A 25,814-nucleotide genomic window follows, 5' to 3' on the forward strand; every position below is an offset into this window, starting at 1 on the left:
ACGGCAATTCATTTTCAGGCACGCTGCCGTTCAACAGGAGCTCCAGCTCTATGAAGGTTTTTTCCAACCCGGTTGGTTCCGGAAATCTGTGGTTTGACAATCTGACCACCGCCCAGGGCACACCGGTCGCTTACGACCCCCAAGCAAGAGCGTTCGTCCCGATGCCACCGTTTTGTGTGAACCGGGACATTATCGGCTGCAACTGGATTGCTCCGGAGCAGGGGGCCTTCTGTCGCTCCTGCGCGATGACCGCGCTGGCGCCAGACCCGAATATTTTCAATGCCATGCCGAACTGGGCTGAGACTGAAGCGGCAAAGCGCTGGGTGCTGGATAATCTCGGCCGTTGGCACTGGTTTCGCCCTGAGGATCCGGGCACGCGCCCGGTTTTCCACATGTTGGCCGAGGGGCTGACCCCGGTTGCCATGGGGCACGCGAACGGCGTGGTAACCATCAGTGTCGCAGAGGCGGATCCCGTGGTTCGTGCCACCCGACGGCAGGCCCTGGACGAACCCTATCGAACCATGGTCGGCCACATGCGGCATGAAATCGCCCATATGCTCTGGTGGCGCCTGAGCTTGCGTGAAGACTTTCTGGATGCGTTCCGGGAGATGTTTGGTGATGAACGCGCCGATTATCCGGCGGCCCTTGAACATCACTATCACAAAGGTCCGCCGGAAGACTGGAGGCTGTTCTATCTCACCAGCTACGCCTCGGCACACCCGCACGAGGACTGGGCGGAGACTGCGGCACACCTGCTGCACCTGACGGACATCACCGACAGCCTGGTGTCATCCGGTCTGACCTCGCCCGAGGTGCCGAGACAGGGTTGGGATCCCTACTCGGAGCCCGACACGGCCATGCTGATCAATGTTGCTGCGTCACTGGCCATCCGGGTTAACCATGTGAACCGCTCCATGGGACTGTCTGACCTTTACCCGTTTGTCCTGTCCGAAACGGCGCAGCGCAAGCTTGCGTTCGTGCACGATTGGTTGCGCCGCGGGGCCCAGGGCCTCTAGTCCAGGTGAACGCCGGTCAATCAGGCCGGCGACACGCCAAAGAGCCACTGGTGGGCCCACACCACCATAACCACATACACGGCAAGGCCCCCAACGATCGCAATGACGTCATTGGCTTTGGTGGCTGGCAACGTTGTGATGGCGCGCTGGGTTCTGCGCTTCATGGAGATCCGGTCGGCTACCGCCCAGGCAAGGAAGGAGCCGAACAGCAGAAGGTCGTGGAGCATCCCGTTCGCCAGAAGGTGAGCCAGAGCCCAGAGTTTGACGGCAATGAGCATGGGGTGCTTCAGTTTTGCCTTGATCTTACCCGGGAGGTAGGTGGCGAACAGCAAGGGGAACACAGGTACCAGGAGCAGGAAGGCCACATGCTTGAGCCACGCCGGCGGCATGTAGATCACCGTCGGATCCATCCGGGCGGCGCCGTAACCCCAGACGATCAGAACCAGACCGACGAGGGACACCACGGAATACAGTCCTTTGAAGGCTCCCTCCCCCATGGACGCGTTCAGCCGGTTGCGCAGGGGCTCGTTTATGATTGAAAGCGAATGCACGCCAAGAAACAGAATGAGACCAACGATCAGGGTGGTCATTTGCAAAACTCCTTTTGGCTTGAGCGACAGGGTTGTCTGATTGGCAGGGCGCTTTCATTGGAAAGCCCATTTGTGTGAAATCCAGATAAGTATAGGAAACCGGGACAGCAGATGCCTGAGCGTTTATGATCGGCGATCTGATTCACCGGATTGAAAAGGCGCCCATGAAGTTTCCCAAGGTCACTGTTGTACTGGTATCTGCCGCCCTGCTGTTTGTTCTATGGGACCAGACCCGTGAACAGCCCGACCCCATCGATGCAAACCGCCTGACCAATCTCCGGGCCAATCCCGTTGAACTCAGTGCCGCAGTCGACTGGATTTTCACCCAGATTCCGGACTTCTGTTCAGACGCCACGGGCGAGGGCAGTGGCACGAAGGTTCACGCCGATTGCGTCGAAAAAGCCGAGGCAAAAACCTCTACTTGCCGTCGGATACTTTACGATCGATTCCCGAGTGTTGTTGCTTCAGAGGCGACTTTCCGCGATGTTTCGCTCACGGCGATGGCGTGCCTTGTGCCCCGTTCAGGCTTGGTAAAGTAGGCTGCATTCAACCGATTTTCGGATAAGACGTGTGTCAGCATTCCGAGGTTATCTGTGTCACCGTGCATTCCGGATCGCCGAAGGAATCGTATTCGACATAGCAGCCGGGGCCGGCGCCAGATCCTGCAGGCAAAGAAAAGCCTACACGGGTGTACTGGTTGTCGACGAAGGTCTCCAGGGAGGAATCGTTGGCGTCCACCGAGATGTAATCAAGCATTGTTAGCGTATCATCCGCCTCGGCGCGGCTTTCTGGGCACAGGTTGCGCCAGTCGACTTCCGAGCGGCCCGCTTCAGTTTCTATTACATAGTTAGTCTGTATTCCGCCGGGATTGCTCGCTGCTGGGGACAGCCCCTGAGCATAGGCCTTGCTTCTTACAATTCCGATGGTGCTTTTCATCGTGCCTTCCAGTGAATCCAATGCGGCCAGGCGGGCATCGGTTGAGAGGTCCGAAAATCGTGGCAGTGCAAAGGCGGCCAGAACTCCAAGAATGACAACGACGAGAACCAGTTCGATCAGCGTAAACCCGTCTGCATTCGGCTGTTTTTCGGGGCGAGTTGCGATGGCCATGGATAGTGCTCGTCTGAAGGCTTTGATAAACAAAGCATTATTTCATGAAGTCTGAAACGGATCCATGTTGCTTCATTGATCGGACCCTGAGTGGGATCGATAGCCTGAAGGGCTGACTCCGAACCTGGACTTGAACGCCCGGCTGAATTGACTGGAATCATTGAATCCGCACGAGAGCGCAATGGCGGTGATTTTGTCTCGGCTGTTCCGAAGCCGGTCGCGAGCCAGGATCAAGCGTTGTTCCTGGACATATTGATAAGGCGCACAACCGAACGTAGCCCTGAAAAGCCGGGCAAAATGATAGGGGCTCAGGTTGACCCAGCTGGCCATTTCGGCAAGCGTTAATGACTGATCCAGATGGGCATGGATGCGTTCCTGCAGTATTCTGCGGTACCGAAGTGACAACTGCCCCGTGACGTCCGGCAGTGTCTGTCGGACGCTGGAATGGCGGCTGACAACCTGGAGGAGAAGCCATTGTGCCAGGTGGTCCATGGCCATGGTCTGGCCGGGAGCTTGCCAGTCGCTGAGTGCCAGTAGCTTGCCGGCCTGGGCGAGAACCGGATCCTCGGCGTGGTACAGCTCGCAAAGCTGACGCTTGTCCGGATCGGCATCCCAGGTCTGTTCGGCGCACCGGGCGATGTCCAGATCATTGAAATAGAGATGAAAAAACTCGAACTCTCCGCTGATTTGCCAACTTGAGCGGCTGCCTGCCGGGAACAGGCAAACGGCGCCCGGAAAGCCCTGGCTGACAACCTTTCCGTTCAATACCCTTCGGGCCTGCTCGCCCTTGTCTATGTAGATGCTCAGAGCATGGTGTCTGGGCCGCTCGTAACGCACCTCGCCCTGACGATTCTGCCATTGCGCCAGAGCCCGCCCCTGATCCAGTTCAAGCATTCGCTGCGGAGCGACGCCAGCCGTTCTCAGGGTATCGACAATGTCGCGATTGGCCGGCTGCAATTGCTTTGGGCATTCGGGCATGGGTTCGGAATCAGTCTGCATAGGGAGCCTCCGCAAGAATCATCCATGGTTCAGCAGGATCTGACAAGTTTTGGTGTGGCTTGTGCCCTATGCTCGTGCCTGCTCAACGATTGTTCCCGATAGCAACAGGAATCAACGCCATGCCCATCTCTGTTCACTATGGTTTGACGGTACTGATCTGGGGGCTCACCTGGACAGCGATTCGTTTGCAGGTTGAAGCGGCGCCGGTCGATCTATCCGTTTTCTACCGATTCGTTATGGCCTCTGCCGTCGCATTGCTGGTTGTCACTCTGGTGCGCAGGCTGGAAAAACTGACCCTCAAACAGCACGGCTGGCTGGTGCTGCAGGGGGCAACCCTGTACAGCATCAACTTCCTGCTGATTTATCGTGCGGCTGAATCCATGACAAGCGGTTTGCTGGCGGTGGTGTTTTCTTTGGCCGCTCTGTTTAACGCGCTGAATGGCTGGCTCTGGTTGCGCCTGAGACCGACTGCCCGGCTCTATCCGGCAATTTCTCTGGGTATCACGGGCGTGGCCCTTCTGTTCTGGCATGATCTGCAGCTTGGCAATGCCACGGCGACCAGCATTCTGTTCGCAATTGCCGGAACCTTCTGGTTTTCCATGGGTAACCTGGTCAGCATCAAGGTGCGGATGTCAAAGGTGCCGCTCTTCCTGGCAAACGCGTGGGCCATGGTTTACGGCGCGGTGATTCTTGGCATCTGGTGCCTGATTCAGGGTGTGGAATGGGTGGTCCCCACTGCGGCGACATTCTGGGGAGCAACCGTCTTCCTGGCGGTGCCCGGCTCCATCATTGCCTTTTATTGCTACATCACCGTTATCCAGACTCTCGGGGCCGACAAGGCTGGCTACGCCACCGTGCTCTTCCCGGTGGTCGCCCTGAGCGTGTCGACCTGGCTCGAGGGTTTTGAATGGACAGCAACCGCGGTGCTGGGCGCATCCCTGGCCCTGCTTGGAAATTATGTTTTGTTTCGATCGGCCAAAGCATAACGCTGGTGTAGCTCGCGCACTGCGTCTGCCAGCGCGGGGAAGGGGCCCTCGGTGGGAACGCCCGGAACCACCTGGTTGATTGGCAGGGTTGCAACGGGCGGTGGCGCCACGTGCAGTTCGTCCAGCCAGGTTGAAAGCTGCTCTGACGAGCTTGCGTAGACGATGCGGCCGAGCCCCACCCAACCATGGGCAGCCGCACACATCGGGCAGTGTTCGCCCGAGGTATAGACCGTTGAAGCTGCTCGCTCGTCCGGGGTCATGTTGGCAGCCGCCCAACGGGCTATCTCAAACTCCGGGTGGCGGGTCTCATCACCGCCAGCGGTTTCGTTGTGTCCTTCGTACCTGACGGCACCGGTCTCATCCACCAGCACAGAGCCAAACGGCGGGTTCCCGCTATCAACGGCCATTGAAGCCAGTTCCACGCAGCGGGCAAGATGTTTCATTTCAGTTTCGTAAATCATCGTTCCTCCTTTCCGTGTCTCCGTTGAGAATCTGCTCTTGCACATAAAACCGCGCTTGCTCCGTCGGTAGAGACTCCATTGCGAAGGTCAATGCCGACCAGACCAGAGCCATCATGACAGTCTGTAGTGAAACGCTGCCATCGGCGGGCAGTATTTGGTCGTCTGCCAATAAGGCGTTGATGACCTGCAGGAGCTCGGGCGAAGAGCGGCAATCCTCAACAGTTGCAGGGATTGATGGTGCATCCGGGGAGACGTGTTCAAAGAAAAACGTTTGGGCCGCTCGGGCGTATCCGGCACGAAAAGACTCCTGGTTCGAGCGTTCGATGATGTTTCCCATCGCACTGCAGATGGAAGCCGCGATCACGATGCCCGAGTAGCTTCCGGGTGCGTCGTGGCGAAGCTGGCGTTTCGATCGGAATTGTTCGAGCCGTTTCGAGATGGCAGTACCGTACTGGGCGATCTCGTCCACCATTTCAACGCCGCTGTCATCAAAGGGTTTGGATATCAGGCTCATGGAATGACTCTCAAATCAGTCGGGCAAACTGAACAGCCGCTTTGGAACCGGCCCCCACGAGCCCTGTCCATAGCCTCAGAACAAGACTAGCCTCAGCGGATCGATATTGCCCGGCTTCGTCACGATGGTGGACTTCGTCGAGCCGGCATTTCTCGAATCCTGCAAGTATAGCCTGCTCCGACTCGCGCCATGCATGCGGAGAAAGCGTTTTGATCTGCTCCTGGTAGTGCAAGTCAACAAAGGTTTCCACGGCTTCGATCGTGGCGAAAACCGCCTGTTTTCCCATCAATGCCGGGATAAGACCCGTCAAAAAGCCGGCCAGGCGCCACAGTGGCAGCAGCAGGCTCGGGCGATAGCAGCACTGAAGCTGGTTAAAGAAGCGCAGATGCTCGCTCTCCGAGGCCAGGTGCTCCGTCGCGAAATCCAGCAGCTCTTTTCGGGGTCGCGTCGCCAGAATTCCCCGGTAAATCCACACTGCACCGGTTTCTCCCGCATGACTGCAGCGCAGCTCCTGCTCGAACTGCCGGCTTACTCCAACCTGGGAGAGCTGCTGGTGGTGTATGCCGTCGATCTGTAGTTCCGCCATTATTCAATATCCGCAGACACGATGGCAGTTTGTACGAAACAGACCCTCATTGGTTCTCAGGACCGATCCGTGGCGAACGAGTGGTGTCATTCCCATAAGGATATGCCCTTAGAGTCGAAAGGGATCCTGATGTGGGTAGGATGCGTAGTACTTAGTGCTTTCAATGACCAACCAATGAGGTGAAGTCACTATGAAATTAACGCTTAAACACACCGTTGCTGCAGTCGCGCTCGCTCTGATTTCCGGGGTTGCGATGGCGGCAGAACACGTCGTTGAAATGAAGAATTCCGGCGCTGACGGCGCCATGGTCTTTGAACCGGGGTTTGTGAAGGCCGAGCCTGGCGATACCGTCAAATTTGTTCTTGTCGATCCAGCACATAACTCAGTGTCGGTAGAGGTGCCTGAGGGTGCCGAAGGCTGGCAAAGTGCTATCAACGAAGGCATTACGGTAACGCTCAACGAAGACGGCGTCTATGTGTACAAATGCACTCCCCACGCCGCGTTGAACATGGCAGGTGTCATTCAGGTAGGCGAATCGGTCAATTACGACTCTGCGAAAGCCGCCGTGGATAAGCTCACTGCAGCCGCTGCAACGAACAAGGACCGTCTGACCGGTTACTTTGAGCAAGTCCAGAAGTAAGTTAATCGGGATAGAGGCCGCTCAGATTACTGCGCGGCCTTTTCTATTTTAATCGAAGACAATTCGATTACGGCCGTCCCGCTTCGCTTTATAGAGTCGCTGGTCGACCAGATCCAGGAAATCGGCGATGCGGTCGTCGCGTGAGGGAATCACAGTGCCTATTCCCATGCTCATCGTAACCTTTTTACTGTTCGGGCTGTCTCCCTGGGGAATTTGTTCCTCGAGGAGCAACTGACGGCAACGTTCAGCCACACTGATGGCAGCTGACGTGTCCGTTTCGGGCAAGACGATGACGAATTCCTCACCACCGAACCTTGCCACGAAGTCGCGGGGACGTTGGGCCGCGTTCTCCAGAAGCGTAGCGATTCGTTTGAGACACTCATCACCCTGCAAATGGCCGTTCAGATCGTTGTACGCTTTGAAATTGTCGATATCGAGCAGTATGACTGACAGAGAGGACTGGTGTCGGATGGCATGGTTCCAGTTCTCGTTCATGACGGTATCAAACATTCGGCGGTTTGCGACGCCGGTAAGTCCATCCTTGTAAGAGTACTCTTCCAGCTTTTTCTGCAGTGCGACCAATTCGTCCTCGGTTTTCTTGCGCTCGCTGATGTCGAACATAAAGCCGATAAGAGCCTCGACATCGCCGTTATCGTCACGCAGTACATGCACCACATCCCGCAACCAGACGTATTCCCCTCCCTCCGTGAGGGCCCGATAGTCCGCCTCATGATCGACTCCGGCCTCGGATTGCGATACGCAGAAATTGACAACCCGCTCCCGATCCTCGGGGTGCATGCGGGTGGCCCAATCGTCTACGGTTAGCCAGCTGTCCTGGGGCCAGCCGAGCAAGGCTTCAATCTGGGGCCCTATGTACTCGAATCGCATGGTTCGCCAGTTGATTTTCCAGGGAATCGCTCTGGTTGATTCCAATAAGGTTCTGTAAACAGAGCTATCTTCAACCAGTCCAGCGGGGTTGTCACTCAATGCATTTTTCTCCGATTGCCGAGCCAGAGCAGCTCTGTTTCTGGGCGATGAACGTAAAAGGAACGTGGTTTCCTATAGTTAAGATAAACCAGTCCCCGCATCAAAAATACCGCTTTTGGTGCTTGCCAGTCTTCGGGATGATCCCGTTGTTCCAGGAGGTGTGATTGTGAGCATTGATCCGGTGCGTAATTCTCGAGTCACGAACGCACTGAAAACACAGTTCGTTGCTGATGCCCTCGCCATGCCCGTCCACTGGTATTACAACCCCATGGACATTGAAAAGGCTTTTCCCGGCGGAGTCCAGAAATTCGAGGCCGCACCGGAGTTCCATCCTTCGTCGATCATGTCTTTGCACTCCACCCGCCGTGGTGGTCGCCGTTATGGTCAAAATGCTGAGGCGGAGCCGAAAATTGTAGGCGAGGTTATCCTCAAGGGCCGCGACCAGTTCTGGAATGTGCCGAACGTGCATTATCACCATGGCATGGGTGCGGGAGAGAACACCCTGAATGCCCATTGCAGCCGCGTGCTCATGCGTTGCCTGGCGGACGGGAACGGTGAATACAGTTCTCAGGCGTTTCTTTCGGCGTACATCGGCTTTATGACCGCCGATCCACCGGCGCACCCGGATACCTATGCTGAATCCTACCACCGAGGGTTTTTTGCTAATTATGTGAAGGGTTTACCGGCGCAACGCTGTGCCATGGTCACCCACGATACGCCTTCCATCGGTGGCCTGGTGACGATTGCCGCGTTGGTGTTTGCAGAGCGACTCCGTGGCACGGACGTGCCCGGCATTCAGTCCCATTGCCGGGACCATCTTGCGCTGACCCATCCGGATGAGAGCTTGATGAGGGTATGCGACCGCTACGTGAAACTGCTCTGTGGCCTGCTCGAAGGTCCCGATGACGAGGGTATCAAGGCGCTGCTTTCAGAGGCTGGCAAGGGTGCTGGCGGGCTGGATGTCGCCGGATTGGTCAAGCGGAACCTGCCCGACAACCAGGTCGTGGGCCGGATGTATTCGCCAGCGTGTTATATCTCCGACTCCTGGCCGGTCGTTCTTTACCTGGCCTACAAGTACCGGAACGATCCATGGCTGGCGCTTCGCATGAACACCAACCTCGGTGGCGATAACGTTCACAGAGGTATCGTGCTGGGGACGCTGTTGGGGCTGACGACCGGTCAAGTGGCCACCAACTGGTTCGATCAGTTGGTGGACCACGAGGCGATCAGTGAGGAGATCACCGCGCTGATCAGCGCGGCAAGCGCTCCCAGATAGTCACTTCAGACAGGGTATGCTGGAACTTGTGTTGGGTTTCGCGGATAACGAAAGGCACCTTTTTCGGCTCACTGACTAACCGGAAGTGCTGTGAGAGGTGTTCTTTCAGGCCATCCAGCGTGGTGTGATTCTCACCATCCTTCTTGAAACCGCCAATCCACTCTTCTTTGGGCGTATGTTCTTCCAGCCAGGTGTAGGGAGAGGCAATAACCAAAAGGCCACCGTCGTTAATGCGCTCGTGAATGCTGTCCAGGAAGCGCCTTGGGCGGTAAAGCCGATCAATGAGGTTGGCCGCCAGAACAAGGTCGTAGCCCGAGTACTGCGGTTTCAGGTTACAGGCATCGCCCTGGTAGAAGCTTACCCGATCTGAGCATTCCTCGAGGCCCAGCTCTTTAAGTGTCCGGGTGTGATAGCTGACCAGTTCACCTTCCTCTGCCAGCGCATAGCGAATGGAGCCCTGCTCGGCCATCTCCACGCCCAGCCTGATAAAGTTGGCCGAGAAATCGACACCTTCCACCTCGTCAAAGCGCCTTGCCAATTCAAAGCTGGACCGGCCGCAGGCACAGCCCAGATCCAGGGCTTTTCCGGTTGGCTTGCCCGTCATCGCATCCAGGGCAAGATCCGCCAGGGCTTTCGGGAAGTTGTCGACACCAAACCAGGTGTCACCGAAGTGGAATTCGGCGTATTCAGTCAGCAACCGGTCGCTTTCATAGTAGGCGTTGGGTTGCACGGCCTCGCTTTCGGAGGCGATGTAGCGGAAGCCGGCATGCTGGAAGAAGTGCCTGCGGAACGCATAACGAGCCGACAATCGGGCTTCGTTGCCGCAGGAAATCCAGGAGCCGCCCTTGATCAGGTTGTGTTGCCCGTCAAACGTCGGCGTTGTGAAATCGTCGTACAGCGGATGAACCTTGAAATTATCGAACGGATAGGTCGGTGTTTCCATCCATTGCCAGACGTTGCCAACAACGTCGAACCACTGACCGTGCCGGAACCGGGTAACCGGGCAAGAGGATGCTCCATGGTCGAGATGCAGGTTGGCATTCGCGGGATCATGGCCCACTTCTTCGATGCCGGCCTCGGCGCACAGACGGTACCACTCGTCCTCGGTTGGCAGGCGGATTGGCTGGCCGGTTTGCTCCCGTTTCCACTCGCAAAAGGCTTTGGACTCGTGGTAGTTCACCTCGACGGGCCAGTCCCAGGGCATCTCGACCTCTTCAGTCATAAGGCGCAGATGCCAACCGTTCTGCCAGCGCCAGAAAGTCGGATGCTTCGCCCTGGCGAATTGCCGCCAGGCACAACCCTCTTCACTCCAGAATCGATCTTCCTGGTAGCCACCGGCTTCAACAAACTCCAGGAATTCCTGGTTGCTGACGAGATACTGACTGGCCCTGAATTCATCAACCTGGGCCTCGTGTTCGCCGTACTCATTGTCCCAGCCATAGAAGGCGTCGTCGTAGGGTTTGCCAATGGAAACTGTGCCAGCCGGTACGGTGAAAAGTTCGTTTTCGGGCGCTTCCCCGGTCTCGCGAATCGGCTCCCATTCTGGCTGCGGCCGCACCTTCGAGAGATCGTGTTGCCGGATCAGCACGGACGAGGTCTCCAGGTGGATGCGTTCGTGCTCAACACCCATAACGATAGGCCACCAGGGACTCTCCCAGTTGATCGGCAGGCTGAGCGGGAGTGTTTCAATCAGGTCCAGAACGGTGGCGCGGACTTTAGCGCGGTAATCCAGCACCTCGGCAACGGTGGGCCAGTCGTAATGATCTTCGTCCAGATCGTCCCAGCTCATCTCATCAACGCCCACCGCAAAAATCGACTCCATGTGAGGGTCGATGCGCTCTGGAAGGAGTTTGGCCAGCACCAGTTTATTGACGAAAAAAGTTGCGGTGTGGCCGAGGTAAAAAATGAGAGGGTGTCTCAGGGGAATCGATTTCTGGAAATAGCCCGAATCACCAGCGAGGCAGTCGAAGAGGCGCGTGTAGATGTCAAAGGTGTTGGTGAAGTAGGAAGCAATTTCGGCGCGTTTGTCCTCCACAGACCCGATACTCAGATCCGGCGTTCTGAGCAGGCCGACTCCGGGTTTGAGGGCTCGGCTGGAGGACTGCACTTCCGGTATTGGCATTGTCATTTCTGGACACGTCCTTTGTTGTGTTTGCTAACAGCAATACGTCTTGTGGGTAGGGGATGGTTCAATTTCCCCCTAAAACTGTTCAGACGATTCCTTTGCTGAAATTGTTACAAGGCGGACTCTTTGGCCAAAGCTACCGCCCGGGGCGCGCCCAGTGCAAGAAGAACGGCACCCGATGAACAGGCAAGCATTGAAACCGCGATGCTCAGGAGTGTCTGGTCTCCAGAGACAGAGGATAGGGTGCTGACTGCCCCGGCAATGGTGAACTGCGATGCGCCCAGAAGAGCCGCCGCAGTGCCGCTGAGATTCGGAAAGAACTCCATGGCGTTCGCCATGTTGTTGGGCACGATGCCGCCCTGGCAGCCGATGGCAACGATGATGCACCCTGCCACCAGCCAGAGGGGCCCCTGGAACTGCACGCTGGCAACCAGAGCGACAAGAGCCAGGCATTGTGCAATAACCTGGGCACGCACCAACTTCACCGAGGAAAATCGCCTCAGCAGCGGACGGTTAGTCAGATTCAGGGCAGCCATGAACGCAATATTGGCGGCGAACAGCATGGCGAAGGTGCTGTTGGAGAGCCCGTACCATTCCTGGTAGATAAATGAGGAGTGGGTGATGAACAGGAGCATAGTGCTGAAACACAGAACCTGAATGCCGATGAAACGCATGGTGGTTTTGTGTTTGAGCACCAGCAGGTAATTGGTTACCAGGGAGCGAATAGGCGTGGTTGTCGGTGTGCGCGGTTGAAGCCTTGGGAAAAGCGCCAATTGGAGAGTCAGCACAAGAAGCGCGGCATAGCCGGCCAGCATCAGGAATATCCAGTGCCACTCACCCAGTGCAAGCATCAGTGAACCCAGCGACGGCGCCGCAGCGGGCGCTATGAACATGATCAGGCCAATGAGCCCGAACAGGCGGGCAGCGTCCTGTCCACTGACTTCGTCGCGAACAATCGCAGGAACCGACACCGCACAGAAAGCGCCACCAATGCCCTGCGCTATCCGCCAGAACACCATGTCGGACAGGCTGTCAGCCAGCGATACCATGACTGCGCCTGCCATAAAAATCAGCAATCCACCGAAAAGCACCGGTTTGCGACCGTATCGGTCAGACAGGGGGCCGCCCACTAGCTGGGCAAGCCCCAAGGTAGTCACATAGGCGCTGAGCGTGAGCCCCACGTGCCCGTGATCAACGCCCAGGCCGTCGGCAATCTCCGGGAAAGCGGGCAGGTAGGCATCAAGCGCCAAGGGCCCGAGTGCCACGGTCATGCCCAGCAGTATGGCCAGCTGCAGATGCGACAAGAGTGATCTCCTTGAAAGATAGAATCCTAACAATACGGTGGCATATTTCATCAGACCATGCGTATTTTCAGAAATCTCCGTGCATGATCCATTCACTTCCTGTAGCCTGCTCGGCTTTTTCTTCCGGAGGCAGATCTAATGACCGCTCAATCCCAATCTCTCCCGCGAACCAGAAGCGGGCCGCTAACAGACAGCGATCCCGTTGTTCTCGTGCTCACGATTGGCTTCATACTCCTGTTCGTGGGTGCCTCAATCGTCGACAGCGGATACGTGGCCGACCTGATCGGAGCCGGGTTTGCGTGGACGGCAACCTATCTGGGCTCTTTTTTCCAGGTGCTGCTGCTACTCACGTTTTTCATCGCTATGGGAACAGCCCTGAGCCGGGCCGGCGCCGCCAGAATCGGCGGACTGGATCGGCCGGAGATTGGTCGGTTTCGCTGGTTGTCGATGATCATGTGCACCCTGCTGGCCGGGGGCGGTGTGTTTTTTGCTGCCGGCGAACCGGTTTACCACTTCGTCGTCACACCGCCGGCCTTTGATACCGAAGCGGGCTCAGCCTCAGCGGTTGCTCCTGCAATGGCCCAATCGTTCACCCATTGGGGTTTCCTGGCCTGGGCCGTGCTGGGCTCCCTCACGGCTCTGGTGCTGACCCGGGCCCATTATGGCCAGGGCAAGCCACTGCAGCCGAGAACCCTGTTGTACCCGGTTTTTGGTGAGAAGATCATTCAGGGACGCCTCGGTGGTGTTATCGATGCCTTCTGTGTGATTGCCGTGGTGGCGGGGACTGTTGGCCCCATCGGTTTTCTGGCCACTCAGATGAGCTTTGGGTTGCATGAGCTGTTTGGCGTATCGGATGGATATGGCACCCAGTTGACGGTATTGGTGGTGCTGGCCGGCGTCTACATGACCTCTGCCATGACTGGTCTGCACAAGGGCATTCAGTTATTGAGCCGTTTCAATGTGATACTGGCGCTTGTCATTGCCGGGATCATCTTTGTCTTCGGCCCCACGCTATTCCTGGCCAACACCTACACCCAGTCCATGGGTGAGTACGTTTCCTCGTTCTTTACCATGGCAACGATGACCGCCGAAACAGCGCCGGCCTGGTGGATGAAATGGTGGACGGTGTTCTTCTTTGCCTGGTTTATTGGCTACACGCCTTTGATGGCGGTCTTCGTTGCCAGAATTTCCCGGGGCCGGACGGTTCGCGAAATGGTTCTAGCCGTGGCTGTTCTGGCGCCCATCGCGACCACCATCTGGTTCACACTACTCGGTGGTTCCGGCATTTACCACCAGCTTGCCGGTACCTTCGACCTGACCGAAGCACTGAACAACTTCCGCTTTGATGTAGCCACACTCACCGTGGCGCAGGCCTTGCCCGGCGGCACCTGGATGGCGGCTGCGATTCTGTTGCTGACAACCATTTTCGTGGCCACCACCGGCGACTCGATGAGCTATTCCATTGCCATGGTCGGAGCTGGCCATGACGAACCAAGCCCGTGGATCCGTGTGTTCTGGGGGGGTGCCATGGCATTGATGGCGGCGATCCTTCTGTATATGGGCGCCGGCCAGATTGGTGTGTTACAGCAGTTTATTGTGCTGACAGCGATTCCGGTTTCACTGATCATCCTTCCCTCGCTCTGGACCGGGCCGAAAGCGGCCATGGCAATGGCGCGTGAGCAAGGGCTGGTCTAGGCTTTTATGGAACACAGCGGGACAGGGACGTACTTCCCCGCGAACTCCTATGATCGAAAGCGCCTGGAGGGCTGATGCTGGAATCGTTTGAAGCCGGTTTCACGGCTTGGTTGTGGCCGGGGTTTTCGGCGATTCTGGCGGTTGCGGTTACCTACATCGTTTACCGTCTGGCCCTCGCTCTGTTCCGGCATTTTTCAGAGTCCAGAACGGTCATCCGGCTGTTTCTGGATGCCGCTGCCCGGGCTTTAGGTGTCGTTTTCTGCCTTCTTACCCTGGTAGGTTCGTTGGCCGCCGCGCCAGCGGATCTGCCCTTGATCTCAGCCATTCAGCAAATTGCCACCCTACTGCTCATCCTTGCAATCACATGGGCGGCAGTCAGACTGACCTCGGCCATTGGCGAAGTCATTGTCGCGCTCAATCCGGTGCTGGAAGGGCAATGGAAGCGAGCCCGCAAGGTCGAAACCCAGACCCGATTCCTGGTCCGCGCACTTAACATTCTCATCGTGATCATCGGTCTCGGCGCTGCGCTGATGACCTTTGAATCGGTTCAGCACATGGGCGCCAGCCTTCTCGCCTCCGCGGGTGTCGGCGGCCTGATTCTCGGTTTCGCGGCCCGTCCTGTGTTGAGCAACCTGCTGGCCGGTATGCAGATTGCCCTGACTCAACCTTTTCGTATAGACGACGTGCTGTATGTGCAGGGGGAGTGGTGCTGGGTGGAAGAAGTAACAGCCACCTATGTGGTCTTGCGGGTCTGGGATCTGCGCCGCCTTGTAGTGCCACTGCAATGGTTTATCGAGAATCCGTTCCAGAACTGGTCCAGGAATACCGCAGAACTGCTGGGAACAGTCTTTATCTGGGTCGACTACACCATGCCGGTTGAACCGCTGCGGCAGGAATTCACTCGTCTGCTCCATGAATCGGGGCTCTGGGATGGCGAATTTTCCTCAGTGCAGGTGACCGATTCCAGTGATCAGGCCATCCAGGTGCGTTTTTTGATGAGCGCCGCCAATTCCAGCAAGAACTGGGACCTGAGATGTGCGGTCCGGGAGGGCATGGTAACCTTCATTCAGGAACACTACCCGGCTCAGCTACCGAGGCTTCGGGCCCGGATGGTGGAAAACTGAGATTTCTCGAGGACCCTGCATGTCTGCCAAAACCGTCTGGATAACCGGTGCTTCCTCTGGCATCGGTGAAGCACTTGCCTTGCAGTTTGCGAAGAATGGCGACCGTCTGGTGCTTTCCGCTCGTCGGGAAGATGAGTTGGAGCGTGTTGCTGAACGTTGCCGGGCCGTGGCCGGTTCAGCAACCGGGCAGGTACTGGTACTCCAACTGGACGTTACCGACTGGGATTCACTTCCGGGCAAGGTTGAGACGGTTCTGGATCAGTTCGGTACTATCGATCTGCTGGTGAACAACGCCGGCGTTTCGCAACGGTCCCTGTGTAAGGACACCGACATGTCTGTCTACCAGAAACTGATGGATGTGGATGTCATGGGCCAGATTGCCCTGACCAAAGCGGTGCTTCCCCATATGCTCGAGCGTGGCTCAGGCCACCTCGCCGTGACCTCCAGCGTCGCCGGTAAAGTCGGCGCCCCCATGCGTACCGGCTATTGTGCCGCGAAGCATGCCGTTATGGGATTCTTCGATGCTTTACGGGCCGAGGTTGAAGGCCAGGGCGTGAGCGTCTCGACCATCACCCCCGGTTTCATTCGCACGGATATTTCCCGCAATGCCCTTGCCGGTGACGGCTCAGCCTACGGCAAGGAAGATGAGGACATTGCTGGCGGCATGGACGTGACCGAGTGCGCCGAGGTGGTGTTCAAGGGTCTCGAGGCAAAGAAGCGTGAAATCCCGGTGGGGAAGGGCAAGGAAATGGCTGCCCTTTGGATCAAGCGAATCTCGCCAGAGGCCCTGTTCCGTATGGCGAGGGCTGGATCCTAGGTCAAAACCGGGACTGATCAGAAATTGTAGTTCAGCCCCACTGCAAGCAGATACGAGGATTCATCGTAGAAGGTCAGGTTGGACTGGGTGTTGCCGTAGCCTGCAAACGAAACAAACGACCAATCCTTCCAGCCCATGAACTGTGGGTACTCGTAGGCTGCGAACAGACTGAATTCATCATCCGAACGCGTCCTGTTGAACAGGGTGCTGGCGCTGTCGTAATCCCGTCTTGTGAATCCTGCGGTCAAAACCAGGCTGTGCCGGTCCAGAATATTGAACCAGCTGACTTCCGCTCCATAGGCGTCGAAGCTGCTGGCAATGCCGTCGGCATCGTGCTGGATGTAAATAACAGAGGGTGAGACAAAGCTGGTCGGCGAGACGGTAAAGCGGTAGCTACCTTTCGTGTAGAAACTGTCTGCATCCCGGGCCAGGTCTGTACCCGCCGTCAGATCATCTTCGACATCCGTTGTTGCAAAGGCGAGATCCAGGCTAAAGCCGGAGCCGGAGATGCTGTTAAGTTGAAGACGGTAGGCGTTGCCCGAGACGTCTGTTTCTTTCCTCGGCGTGTTGAGCTGATAAGGATTTTGCCAGGTTTCTCCCGAAATTACCGTGGGCAAAAAGGAAACATCCACCACGGTGCCCGAGCTGAGACTGTATTTATACCCGAGTTGCACGGCCAGGGTGCCGACCGCAATATCTTCCCTGGTGGTACCAAAGTAAATCTGCTGATTCAGTCCATCGCCGAAGGTGTAGGCAATGTTGCCAAGGGGCGCAATCAGGCCCTCTGACTCGCTGTCTGCCTTGTTCTCGAGGGAACTGATGGTTCGGTCGCCATCGACGTTAAAATTGGACGTGGAAGAGATAACCCCTGCATTCAGCGAGACTTCACCACTGAACCCCTTTTGAGGAGGCGCCGGTTGCGCGAAGACAGGCATCGCGATGAACAGAGCCGGGAGGGCAAGGTGCTTTTTCATTCGGAAGCTCCGATTATGGTGGATTGGGCGCGGTTTTCCGGGGTACGACCTCAATGATGCAGTTTTTACGTGTAAACAGTGTTTCGCGGTTCAGCCAGACGATGACTGTAGCCACCATTACAAAGATATAGGTGTCATAAGGCTGGGCGTCGGGCCAGACGGGATTGATAAGCATGAAGTGAAAGAGCGCGGGCAGGAAGATGCTACCCCTCGAAGCATTGAAAAGCGGCGTGACAATCACGCTCAGCGCAATAGTTCCCGTGAAAAATGGCAAAAAAGACCACGCGCTCTGCTCGGTACCGCTCAGCAGGAAAGCCGGGGTGTGCCAAAGGCCCCAGATCACGCCAATGACGATTGCGGCCCATATGGGCGTTATCTTGCGTTGCAGGAGGGGGAGTGCCAGGCCTCGCCAGCCGAACTCCTCAATGGGGCCTTTGATGGCAATAAAAATAAGCGCAACCAGAAACGAGGACGCAGTCGGAAATGGGAAGGCAGTCTCTGACAGGTTGCCCTTTAAGAACGACCCCACGAAGAACACCAGGGGCACGCCAAGAAGCAGGAACGCATACCAGGGCCATGAGCAGCGCCACAGCAGGGCGCGCCCCAAATGCCGTCGCAATCCTTCCAGCCCGGACCACCGAAAAATCACAATGAACGCCGAGATGGCCGGGGCCCAGACCGCGAGATAGAAAAGCGGGTGCTCTCCAGTAATCTCACCGAACAGCCCAACCATGGTTTCGGAGAAAAAGATGAAGGCAGCCAGGATCCCCCAGGCGATGCCGAAGCTCAGCAACAGGAACAGGGTTAACGACCGAAAGGGAATGGCATCGGGTTGTGAGATGTGATCTTCTGGAGGCATTGACTGGCGTCCCGGTTATGGCCAACTGCGGAGTAGGCCGGTTCCACCACACGTTGATAATACGCAGTTAAGTGGAGACGAGGGTAGTGCTATTGATAAAGCAACCGTTGGTCGCTTTTCCCCTGGTTTACCTGGGTTGGGCGTATATCTTCTGGATACCGGTGTTGCTCTCGGATTCCTCGGTTTGGGCATTTCCAAACCTGATCTGGTTTTTGATTGGCGGGGCCAGCCCAGTCGTTGCCGGTCTTGGCCTTGCAGCGGCGAACGGTGGAAAAGAGCAACTGAAAGACCTGTGGCGGCGCCTGACAGACTGGCGTCGTATACCCGGCCGCTGGTGGCTCATCATCCTGTTGTTCTGGCTTGCTTACGATTTTGCCATGGCCGGCCTGGCAATGCTTCTGGGCGTTGCTGGCGAGCCCCTCGATACGAACTGGCAGTTGTTTGTTAATCCCGGGCCCTTGCTGTTTTTGTTGGTTCTTTCCTTTGTGTTTCCGGCAGTTGAAGAGGTGGGGTTACGCGGTTTTTATCTGGAGGCTTTGCAACAGCGCTTTAGCCCCCTTATGGCGGGCCTGGTGAACGGTGTGGTCTGGGCGCTGTGGCACGCACCCTTCGTCTTTTTCCCCGAGTATTACGCCAACACCACGTTTCACCCCGAGCTTTACTGGTGGATGCCGATGATCATCTGCCATACGTTGTTGATCGTGCTCGTTTATAACCGCACCGGTAGAAGCATTCTGGCGGTCCTGATTTTCCACGCCATGATGAACTTCACCGGTGAATGGTTGCGAATCTCCCCTGAAATGTACCCCTTCCTGCTGTTCGGCAACTTGGCCCTTGCAGCGCTGCTGGTAATGTTTTGGAAAAGCGGCCGCCAGTCTCCCCCAAATACGTGTTAGTCTCCGACGAATACCGAGAAGCAAACGACTGGAGTGGCGTACCTGACATGAGTAGTGAAGACCTTAATCAAGTAATGGAAATGGATGGTGAAGAGCGGTATGACTACTTCCTGAGCCAGGTGGCCGAGGAACGGGGAATCTGGATTCTGGTGAACGGCGAGAGCCGGTTCCTCAAGATCGCCTCGGACGACGGCGATGTGGAATACCTGCCGGTGTGGCCGGCCTCGGCCTTCGCCTCCGAGTATGCCAACGGCGGTGATGAACTGACTCCCCGCAGTATCTCATTGCCGGACTTTTTCCGGAAATGGGTGCCGGGTTTGACGAGAGACGGGCTTGATGTCGGCGTATTCCCGGGCCTCGACAAAACCGTGTGGATAACTGAGCCGGAAGAACTCAAGCGCGATCTTCAGGACGTAATGTCCGATTTCTAGATACCGCTTTTAGTGTCTGACCGGCTTGGCAATACGGCTGGGACAAGCGCTGCTTGATTTCTTCTGGTCTGCCCCGATCATTTATCCCAGTACACAATCTGAGGGTAATGAATCATGACTGACATCCGACATCTGGTCTGTCCCCACTGTCACAAGGTTAATCGCGTACCCGCGGATAAACTGTCAGCCGGCGGCAATTGCGGTGCCTGTAAACAGCCGTTGTGGCCGGATCAGGTCCTGGAACTTACGGACCAGAGCTTTGCTGCCCATACAGGTCGCAGTGATGTGCCGGTATTGGTGGACTTCTGGGCAAGCTGGTGTGGCCCCTGCAAAATGATGGCGCCCCAGTTCGAGCAGGCTGCTAAAGACTGGCGGGGCAAGGTACGCTTTGCCAAGCTCAATACCGAACAGGCCCAGGGCCCGGCCGGCCAGTTTGGCATTCGCAGCATCCCTACCATGATCCTGTTTCAGAATGGCCGGGAAGTCGCCCGCCAGAGCGGCGCCATGAATCAGGCGCAGATCAGTCAGTGGCTGCAATCCAAGGGTATTCGCTAGCCTGATAAGGCCATTTATTCGCTGGCCGGTCATTAAAACGCCACAATTGCTGAGGCCCTGCCATTGCAGGGCTGAAGGCACCTATCCGAGCTGTTCCCACAAAGTTATCCACAGTTTTTGTGGGTAAAGCTGACTTTGCAACGATATCGACTTTCTCATGGCGTGTGGCCAGAATTCGAGCCAAACTGCCTGTAACTAGCAAGGCATAGTCGGGCAAGCGGCGGCCTTACCCGATTGATCACTCCAACGAGGACCGAATGAGAGTAGTCCTGTTTATCATCATGGCATTCTGGCTCCTTCCAGCTTCTTCCCAAACGCTCAAGATTATGGGTTCGGACGAGAGCTTTCTGCCGTTTTATTACGGCAATAATCTCAACGAGGGCATTCTGGTCGAGGTGATCAATGAATTCACCATACAGACCGGTATCGCAGCCGATTTCGTCCCGATGGCGCGCAAGCGCCAAGCCTGGGCTCTGGAGCGAGGACTAGCCAACGCGGTTTTCGCCAACCCGTTATGGATGCCTTTGCCGGACCGAATGCACGGCGTAGGGCCGGTGTTGACCTGGCGTGACCGCGTGTTCGCACAACCTGGCCGGCAACCGGACTCCTTCGATGACCTCAAGGGAGGTATCTGTCTTCGCAGATGGTTTGTCTACAGTGATCGGCTCGAGCGGCGGATCGGGAGCCAGCTGGTGCGCCATGACGCGTACAACGCCGGGCAGATGCTGCAAATGTTTCTGCACAAACGCTGCGATTACATTGTCATGAACGAAACGGAGTTCCGGTTTCTAGCACAGCTGGGGGACGTCGATCCGGAGCTTTACCGTACGGAACTGGTAGACGCCGAGTGGCCGGTCTATCTCGGGATACTTAACAACGAGACTGCTTTAATTGAAGCGGCGGAAGCTTTTTTCTCTACCTACACGATTGACGTGGAGGCCATGCTGCCTAAACTGCCGCGGCCAGAACTTTAATGGTGAAAGGTCTGGCCGCTGCGGGGCCGGCGCATAAGTGAAGAGAGGGGCGTTTTTATTGTTCATGCTCAGGCTGGAGCAAATGTGACCTCATGTTCACCATAGTCGACTTTCTCATAGCCTTAACCTTCATCTGCGTTGTCATGGCGTTGGTCGTCTGGTCGCGGCTCAAACCAGATGCAAAGCCCGACAAACAGGAATCTGAGGTACGTGCTCGGCGGGCTGCCGCATTTTTTGCACAGGCCGGCCATTGGGCAAGCTCAGCAGTAAACGTTGTTATTGGTGTATTGCTTGGGGTGGCAATTAACGGCTTGGTCAAATTGATGTTTACCGGGGCTTGGGCTGCGGTGTTCAACATTGCAGTGTTGTCCGCTGTACTGTTTTTTATCGTATTCTTGCATGACCGCTTGGGTAAAAAGCTCTTTCCGAGTGGTATACGGCCAGCATGTGGATCGGAGGAAGAGCGTAAAACATCGCTGGTGCGGCGTCTTAGCCTGCCTGCAGGTGTTGTTTGTGGTGTTTTCTTCACCAGTCTTGGCCTGGGGGATTACCTTTCTGTCTGGCTCTTTTGAGTCCCTTAGTGTCCCGAACTAGCTGCATAGAATTATCCCAAATCTGGACGTTCGTTTTGAAACCAGGCCGAGCTTCCCAAGCTCTTAAACAAAAGCGGACATTAGCGACCCCTTTTATAATGATCCACGTTACTGGAAAAGCAGATCTTTCTGCTGAACCGAGGTGGTTTAGTGAAGATACGCTTCGGATGATTCCTTCTTTGAGCGTCGCGTTGCCGCCTTCAGGATAGCGTCCACCTATTTTTCGAGTATTGTTGGTGACAATAATATGCGATCAATTAGTGGTAAACTAACGGCCCGAAGTTTGATTACTCCATCTCCATCTCCATCTCCATCTCCATCTCCATCTCCATTCCATTTATTATAAAAAATTATGTCATAATAACTAGATCGTATTTCACGTTTAACGTGCAACGTTATAAGGTGGGTGGTCATGATCAAAAACTTCAAGTGCAAGCATACGAAAGAGCTTGTTGAAACTGGCCGGACTCGACGATTTACCGCAATACAGCGGACGGCTGAGCGGAAGTTGCAACAACTATTGAGCGCTGAAGCTCTTGATGATTTGAAGTCTCCGCCCGGGAATAGGCTAGAACCGCTTTCTGGAAACAGAGAGGGGCAGCATAGTATCCGGATCAACGACCAGTGGCGATTGTGTTTCCGCTGGACAGAGGAAGGGGCGGAAGACGTTGAGATAGTTGATTACCACTAAGGAGGTTGCGCAATGATTACGGTCGGTATGCGCCCTGTTCATCCGGGAGAAATTTTACTTGAGGATTACCTCAAGCCTCTCGGCATGAGTGTGAATGCGCTGGCAAAAGAACTGTATGTTCCGGCCCAGCGACTGAATGAGATTGTTCGCGAGCGTCGTGGTGTTACCGCTGATACGGCCATGCGATTGGCTCGTTATTTTGGAACCACTGAGCAGTTCTGGCTCAACTTGCAAACTGATTACGATCTGCGCCGAGCCCGTGCGGAAAAAGCTGATCAAATCAAAGATCTCATCAAACCCCGCAAGACCAAGCATGAGGCTGCCTGAGCTCTGATAGTCATACGTTTTATCAAACAACACCTTGGTTTCGACTTGCTCGGACGCGTCCCTCGGAATCGGGTTCCTCTGAGTTTGCTATTTGCGCATTGTCTGGAAAACATCGCCTTTCCAGAATTGCCGCAACCCATGGCGACGTACGTTGGGAGTTCAATCTGAACGTTCGCTTTGCGACCTTACCGGATACTTGACTGGCCCAAACTTCGGCCAGGTTTTGGCGACATGACCAATGGATATTGAATCTCTAGCGCGCCTAACCCACAATCAGGTCCATCGAAGTAAACAAACGCTCACTTTAATTCCGGTAGAGAGGTAGAACAGGTGACTGAGCTGGTAAGTTATGACTTGAAAGACGGTGTTGCGACGATTGCCATCAGCAATGGCAAGGCCAATGCCCTGAGCCAGGAAGTGTTCGAGGGGCTCAATGCCGCACTGGATCGGGCAGAGCAGGATAAAGCCGTTGTGATCCTGACCGGCCAGCCAGGCGTGTTCTCTGCCGGATATGACCTGAAAGCGATGCAGAAGGGGCCGAAAGAGGCAGCTGCGCTGGTCAAGACCGGCTCCACCTTTACCCGCCGTCTGGCGGCGTTCCCGTTGCCGATTATCGGTGCCTGTAGCGGCCATGCCATTGCCAAGGGAGCGTTCATTCTGCTGTCAGTGGATCACCGTATTGGTATTGAGGGGCCCTTCAAGCTTGGCCTGAACGAGGTGGCAATCGGCATGACCATGCACCATGCCGGGATTGAAATTGCCCGCCATCGGCTGGCGCCGGCTCACTTCTACCGTTCCGTAGTGAATGCCGAAATATACAATCCGGAAGGCGCAGTAGAGGCGGGCTTCCTGGATGAGGTGGTTGCCCAGGACAAGCTGGTTGAGCGGGCCACCGAGCTGGCACTTCATTTCAAAACCCTGAACATGCGCGCCCATCGTGAAACCAAGGTGAAGGCCAAAGCGGACTATCTGGCGCTGCTGGATCGTTGCATCGAGCAGGACGCCGAGCACCTTGGCCTGAACGGCTAGTTCAGGTTTCCGAACTGAACTGCGGTGCTTCACGAAAACGGAACAGCTTGGCCAGGATCACGTCCGGGAACGACTGGATCCGCGTGTTGTAGATCATGGCACTCTCGGTAAAGCTGTTTCGCAGCAGTGAAAGGTAGTTTTCCGTCTCTGCCATGATCGACATGAATTTCTGAATCACCTCATTGTTTTTCAGGTCCGGATATCCTTCGACCCGGGCCTGAAGCGCAGTTGCCACCTTCTTTTCAAACTGCATCAACTTGTCTGCCTGCTCTTTCGAGCTCATCTCGACAGGGTCTGCGCTGCGTAACTGGGCAATGGCTTTCAGCAGTTGCTTTTCATGGGCCAGAGACGCCTTGACGACTTTCTCGAGGTTGGGCCAGAGCTCATGGCGTTGTTGGAGAATGGTGTCGATGTTGGCGGCTGCCCGGTCCACACGGTTTTTCAGGAACACAATGTCGTTGTAGTGCAGTATACCGGTGTAGATGAGCAGGATGATCGGTACCGTAAGAGCCGACAGAATCAGGTTGTCCGGGCTGAAACCGCCGTCTGCAGCAAACAGTGCGGTGGTGGAGAACAGGAACAACCCGAGTGTCAGGGCGATGCCCGCGAAACCCCGCGCCCCTCGGTCCAGCACAATGTCTTCCTCTTCGTTACCACTGATCAGGAATGGTGAGGCTTCGTCCTTCTGGATGGTGAGCCGGTCCGGCTGATCGCGATCCAGGCCGGCAAAGCCCAGGCAGTAAACGTTCACGAAGGTATCGAGGAAGCGCACGGTGTAGCGCCTGTCGCCCTGGCGCTCTGAATGGTACTGCGGATATTCGATCTTCGCACCGTCTGGCTGGACCAGAACCTTCCCCTCGCTGTCTTCCAGCCAGAAAGGTGCTCGTTCTTCCCGATGCTCGATGACTCGCCATTTCTCGTTTTTTCCCGACCCCCGCTTTTCTTCCACCTTGTAGTCGAAGGCCACGCATTTCTCGTTTTTCAGTGGATCCCGGAGAGGAGGGTGCTCATCATCGACATCCACCATCGCCTTGAGCTCCGAGAGACCAAAACTGAGTCCCCGGGTGCTGCTGGTGGGCACCGCTTCCATCAGGCGCTTGAACTTGACGGTGCGGATGGACAGCCACAAAAGCAGCAGGGCGGCAATAATGCTGGCCACTGCAAGCCCTTGGCTGGTCCAGGCATGCTGGTAACGGCCCTCGGGCTGGCTGGCTACGATGGATCGCGCAATGCTGGCGGTCTGCTCGTCAAGCTCCGGGACTGGCAGGCGATTCTGGACCACGCTCCGGAACATCCAGCGGTCCAGCCAGCCACTGGTGCTCTGGCGGATCAGTTGCTGTAAGGCAGCGACGTCGGCAAGCACCAGTGAGCGGGCGCTTGTTTCGTCGATTTTTTGATAGCGGGCTTCATACAAGTTGGCGATGGCAGACCATTCCTGCCGGAGTTTGTTGATGCCCAGTACCGAAAGTGTTCCAGAGACAGCAAAAGTCATCACCAACACATAGACCCAGAACCGGTGAATCCTGATAAGGGGAAGTATCAGTGCGATGCCCAGAGCCAGCAGACCCGTTGCTATGGAAATGCGGATGGCAGCGTCGAAGAACCGGTCGCCACTGTCCGCGGCCAGGGTGTTCCTGGATACCATGGCGGGCAGGCTGAAGTCCTCGAGGCCAGCGAAGTTCAGCGATGTGCTTTCGCTGCTGTATTGGCCAATCACCCGAGCTGTGTGGCCGGGAACCAGCGCCCACTCAGAATAGATTCGCCGGCCGGACTGTTGGCGATAGGTTCGGTCCAGTATCCATTCCGTTGCGTCAGGATTGCCGCCCGTTGCCACAGTGACCGAGCCGGTCTGGTCCCGCAGCAGGAAATCTCTGCCGCGGTAACCGGAATCCAGAGTGCGAATACGCAGATCACCGTCGGAGTCGCGATATTCCTCCTCGAGTTTGTACCGATAGTAGACCGCTTCGGTTTTGGAATAGGGCGTTTCCAGAGTTCCCAGCTGATCCGTGATTTCTCCCGCGATCACATAAGGCCCGGTGGTCAGGGCCCCGACGGGCGTCTCCGGGAGTCGTTCCAGTTGCCGTGCCTCGGTGAGCTTGCCGAGACCTGTTGTCATTGCGTAATAGCTGCCGGCAAGGCAGGCGACTGCAATAATGGCGGTAATAATCCGGCCGGGAATGCTGGCGATATTGAAACGCCTCATGGCAGGAAGGTCCTTATGCTGATGGCTTTCTGAGGCACGAGTATAAGGGATCGGG

28 protein-coding genes are annotated in these 25,814 nt (G+C 56.2%); 16 read left to right on the top strand and 12 right to left on the bottom strand.

Annotation, left to right across the window (positions count from 1 at the left end):
• The first annotated feature begins 50 nt into the window (after positions 1–50).
• Positions 51–1,016 carry a zinc-binding metallopeptidase family protein gene (locus J3362_RS01640; protein ID WP_349517820.1) on the top strand — a complete coding sequence of 322 codons (966 nt, stop codon included), beginning with the start codon at positions 51–53 and terminating at the stop codon, positions 1,014–1,016.
• A gap of 20 nt (positions 1,017–1,036) precedes the next feature.
• Here J3362_RS01640 and J3362_RS01645 read toward each other — a convergent pair whose 3' ends face one another.
• Positions 1,037–1,606, bottom strand: a complete 570-nt coding sequence (locus J3362_RS01645; protein ID WP_349517821.1) for an NnrU family protein — start codon at positions 1,604–1,606, stop codon at positions 1,037–1,039.
• Positions 1,607–1,731: 125 nt separating this feature from the next.
• Between J3362_RS01645 and J3362_RS01650 the strand changes: the two genes are divergently transcribed.
• On the top strand, positions 1,732–2,145 hold the full coding sequence (locus tag J3362_RS01650; RefSeq protein WP_349517823.1) for a hypothetical protein: 414 nt from the start codon (positions 1,732–1,734) through the stop codon (positions 2,143–2,145).
• 34 nt (positions 2,146–2,179) lie between these two features.
• On the opposite strand, the gene J3362_RS01655 is transcribed toward J3362_RS01650, so the two are convergent.
• Together J3362_RS01655 and J3362_RS01660 are read right to left on the bottom strand one after the other, a co-directional pair.
• Positions 2,180–2,713, bottom strand: coding sequence for a prepilin-type N-terminal cleavage/methylation domain-containing protein (locus J3362_RS01655; RefSeq protein WP_014578008.1), 534 nt, complete (start codon positions 2,711–2,713; stop codon positions 2,180–2,182).
• Between the two features lie 72 nt (positions 2,714–2,785).
• Positions 2,786–3,712 (bottom strand): helix-turn-helix domain-containing protein, encoded by a 927-nt coding sequence (locus tag J3362_RS01660; RefSeq protein WP_349517824.1) that lies wholly within the window; start codon positions 3,710–3,712, stop codon positions 2,786–2,788.
• 119 nt (positions 3,713–3,831) lie between these two features.
• On the opposite strand from J3362_RS01660, the gene J3362_RS01665 reads away from it, so the two are divergent.
• Positions 3,832–4,698, top strand: coding sequence for a DMT family transporter (locus J3362_RS01665; RefSeq protein WP_108017681.1), 867 nt, complete (start codon positions 3,832–3,834; stop codon positions 4,696–4,698).
• On the opposite strand, the gene J3362_RS01670 is transcribed toward J3362_RS01665, so the two are convergent.
• Genes J3362_RS01670 through J3362_RS01680 form a run of 3 tightly spaced genes read right to left on the bottom strand, consistent with a single transcriptional unit; the run spans position 4,668 to position 6,259 of the window.
• Complete coding sequence (locus tag J3362_RS01670; protein WP_227499637.1) at positions 4,668–5,159, bottom strand: nucleoside deaminase; 492 nt, start codon at positions 5,157–5,159, stop codon at positions 4,668–4,670. The genes J3362_RS01665 and J3362_RS01670 overlap by 31 nt on opposite strands.
• On the bottom strand, positions 5,143–5,673 hold the full coding sequence (locus tag J3362_RS01675; protein ID WP_349517825.1) for a hypothetical protein: 531 nt from the start codon (positions 5,671–5,673) through the stop codon (positions 5,143–5,145). Before J3362_RS01675 ends, J3362_RS01670 begins: the two co-directional genes overlap by 17 nt.
• Positions 5,674–5,683: 10 nt before the next feature.
• The gene (locus J3362_RS01680; protein WP_349517826.1) at positions 5,684–6,259 is read right to left on the bottom strand and encodes a demethoxyubiquinone hydroxylase family protein; all 576 of its coding nucleotides are present in this window, start codon (positions 6,257–6,259) and stop codon (positions 5,684–5,686) included.
• A 190-nt stretch (positions 6,260–6,449) separates the two neighbouring features.
• Between J3362_RS01680 and J3362_RS01685 the strand changes: the two genes are divergently transcribed.
• Positions 6,450–6,899 carry a pseudoazurin gene (locus tag J3362_RS01685; RefSeq protein ID WP_349517828.1) on the top strand — a complete coding sequence of 150 codons (450 nt, stop codon included), beginning with the start codon at positions 6,450–6,452 and terminating at the stop codon, positions 6,897–6,899.
• A 48-nt stretch (positions 6,900–6,947) separates the two neighbouring features.
• On the opposite strand, the gene J3362_RS01690 is transcribed toward J3362_RS01685, so the two are convergent.
• The gene (locus tag J3362_RS01690) at positions 6,948–7,886 is read right to left on the bottom strand and encodes a GGDEF domain-containing protein (protein WP_349517829.1); all 939 of its coding nucleotides are present in this window, start codon (positions 7,884–7,886) and stop codon (positions 6,948–6,950) included.
• Between the two features lie 166 nt (positions 7,887–8,052).
• On the opposite strand from J3362_RS01690, the gene J3362_RS01695 reads away from it, so the two are divergent.
• A complete protein-coding gene (locus tag J3362_RS01695) occupies positions 8,053–9,162 on the top strand; it encodes an ADP-ribosylglycohydrolase family protein (RefSeq protein ID WP_349517830.1) in 1,110 nt (369 codons plus the stop codon).
• Here the strand turns inward: J3362_RS01695 and ovoA are convergent.
• Positions 9,137–11,290: a 5-histidylcysteine sulfoxide synthase gene (gene ovoA, locus J3362_RS01700; protein ID WP_349517831.1), complete on the bottom strand. Its 2,154-nt coding sequence runs from the start codon at positions 11,288–11,290 to the stop codon at positions 9,137–9,139. The two genes, J3362_RS01695 and ovoA, sit on opposite strands and share 26 nt — an antisense overlap.
• A 107-nt stretch (positions 11,291–11,397) precedes the next feature.
• Complete coding sequence (locus J3362_RS01705) at positions 11,398–12,591, bottom strand: multidrug effflux MFS transporter (RefSeq protein WP_349517832.1); 1,194 nt, start codon at positions 12,589–12,591, stop codon at positions 11,398–11,400.
• Positions 12,592–12,729: 138 nt separating this feature from the next.
• Here J3362_RS01705 and J3362_RS01710 point away from each other — a divergent pair, with 138 nt between their 5' ends.
• The 3 genes from J3362_RS01710 (at position 12,730) to J3362_RS01720 (ending at position 16,227) form a co-directional block, all read left to right on the top strand.
• Positions 12,730–14,286, top strand: a complete 1,557-nt coding sequence (locus J3362_RS01710; protein WP_349517833.1) for a BCCT family transporter — start codon at positions 12,730–12,732, stop codon at positions 14,284–14,286.
• A 74-nt stretch (positions 14,287–14,360) separates the two neighbouring features.
• Positions 14,361–15,410 carry a mechanosensitive ion channel family protein gene (locus J3362_RS01715; RefSeq protein WP_349517834.1) on the top strand — a complete coding sequence of 350 codons (1,050 nt, stop codon included), beginning with the start codon at positions 14,361–14,363 and terminating at the stop codon, positions 15,408–15,410.
• Between the two features lie 19 nt (positions 15,411–15,429).
• Positions 15,430–16,227, top strand: a complete 798-nt coding sequence (locus J3362_RS01720) for an SDR family oxidoreductase (RefSeq protein ID WP_349517835.1) — start codon at positions 15,430–15,432, stop codon at positions 16,225–16,227.
• Positions 16,228–16,244: 17 nt separating this feature from the next.
• Here the strand turns inward: J3362_RS01720 and J3362_RS01725 are convergent, their stop codons facing one another.
• Both J3362_RS01725 and J3362_RS01730 read right to left on the bottom strand, forming a co-directional pair.
• On the bottom strand, positions 16,245–17,201 hold the full coding sequence (locus J3362_RS01725) for a DUF2860 domain-containing protein (protein WP_349517836.1): 957 nt from the start codon (positions 17,199–17,201) through the stop codon (positions 16,245–16,247).
• A gap of 13 nt (positions 17,202–17,214) precedes the next feature.
• Positions 17,215–18,060 carry a CPBP family glutamic-type intramembrane protease gene (locus tag J3362_RS01730; protein ID WP_349517837.1) on the bottom strand — a complete coding sequence of 282 codons (846 nt, stop codon included), beginning with the start codon at positions 18,058–18,060 and terminating at the stop codon, positions 17,215–17,217.
• 86 nt (positions 18,061–18,146) lie between these two features.
• Here J3362_RS01730 and J3362_RS01735 point away from each other — a divergent pair, with 86 nt between their 5' ends.
• The 8 genes from J3362_RS01735 to J3362_RS01770 all read left to right on the top strand — a co-directional run bounded on the left by J3362_RS01735 (position 18,147) and on the right by J3362_RS01770 (position 23,556).
• Positions 18,147–18,956 (top strand): CPBP family intramembrane glutamic endopeptidase, encoded by an 810-nt coding sequence (locus tag J3362_RS01735; RefSeq protein WP_349517838.1) that lies wholly within the window; start codon positions 18,147–18,149, stop codon positions 18,954–18,956.
• A gap of 47 nt (positions 18,957–19,003) precedes the next feature.
• Positions 19,004–19,387, top strand: coding sequence for a DUF2750 domain-containing protein (locus J3362_RS01740; protein WP_349517839.1), 384 nt, complete (start codon positions 19,004–19,006; stop codon positions 19,385–19,387).
• A 114-nt stretch (positions 19,388–19,501) separates the two neighbouring features.
• A complete protein-coding gene (gene trxC / locus J3362_RS01745; protein WP_349517840.1) occupies positions 19,502–19,942 on the top strand; it encodes a thioredoxin TrxC in 441 nt (146 codons plus the stop codon).
• A gap of 257 nt (positions 19,943–20,199) precedes the next feature.
• Positions 20,200–20,916, top strand: coding sequence for a substrate-binding periplasmic protein (locus tag J3362_RS01750; RefSeq protein ID WP_349517841.1), 717 nt, complete (start codon positions 20,200–20,202; stop codon positions 20,914–20,916).
• Positions 20,917–21,008: 92 nt separating this feature from the next.
• Entirely contained in the window at positions 21,009–21,488 is a 480-nt protein-coding gene (locus J3362_RS01755) for a hypothetical protein (protein ID WP_349517842.1), read from the top strand.
• A gap of 433 nt (positions 21,489–21,921) precedes the next feature.
• Positions 21,922–22,200, top strand: a complete 279-nt coding sequence (locus J3362_RS01760) for a type II toxin-antitoxin system RelE/ParE family toxin (RefSeq protein WP_349517843.1) — start codon at positions 21,922–21,924, stop codon at positions 22,198–22,200.
• A gap of 12 nt (positions 22,201–22,212) precedes the next feature.
• Positions 22,213–22,527: a HigA family addiction module antitoxin gene (locus tag J3362_RS01765; RefSeq protein WP_349517844.1), complete on the top strand. Its 315-nt coding sequence runs from the start codon at positions 22,213–22,215 to the stop codon at positions 22,525–22,527.
• Between the two features lie 330 nt (positions 22,528–22,857).
• Complete coding sequence (locus J3362_RS01770; RefSeq protein ID WP_349517846.1) at positions 22,858–23,556, top strand: crotonase/enoyl-CoA hydratase family protein; 699 nt, start codon at positions 22,858–22,860, stop codon at positions 23,554–23,556.
• A gap of 1 nt (position 23,557) precedes the next feature.
• On the opposite strand, the gene J3362_RS01775 is transcribed toward J3362_RS01770, so the two are convergent.
• A complete protein-coding gene (locus tag J3362_RS01775) occupies positions 23,558–25,759 on the bottom strand; it encodes a LemA family protein (protein WP_349517848.1) in 2,202 nt (733 codons plus the stop codon).
• Positions 25,760–25,814 lie beyond the last annotated feature (55 nt).

The sequence above is a fragment of the Marinobacter sp. NFXS11 genome (assembly GCF_040148675.1).
Classification (GTDB): Bacteria; Pseudomonadota; Gammaproteobacteria; order Pseudomonadales; family Oleiphilaceae; genus Marinobacter.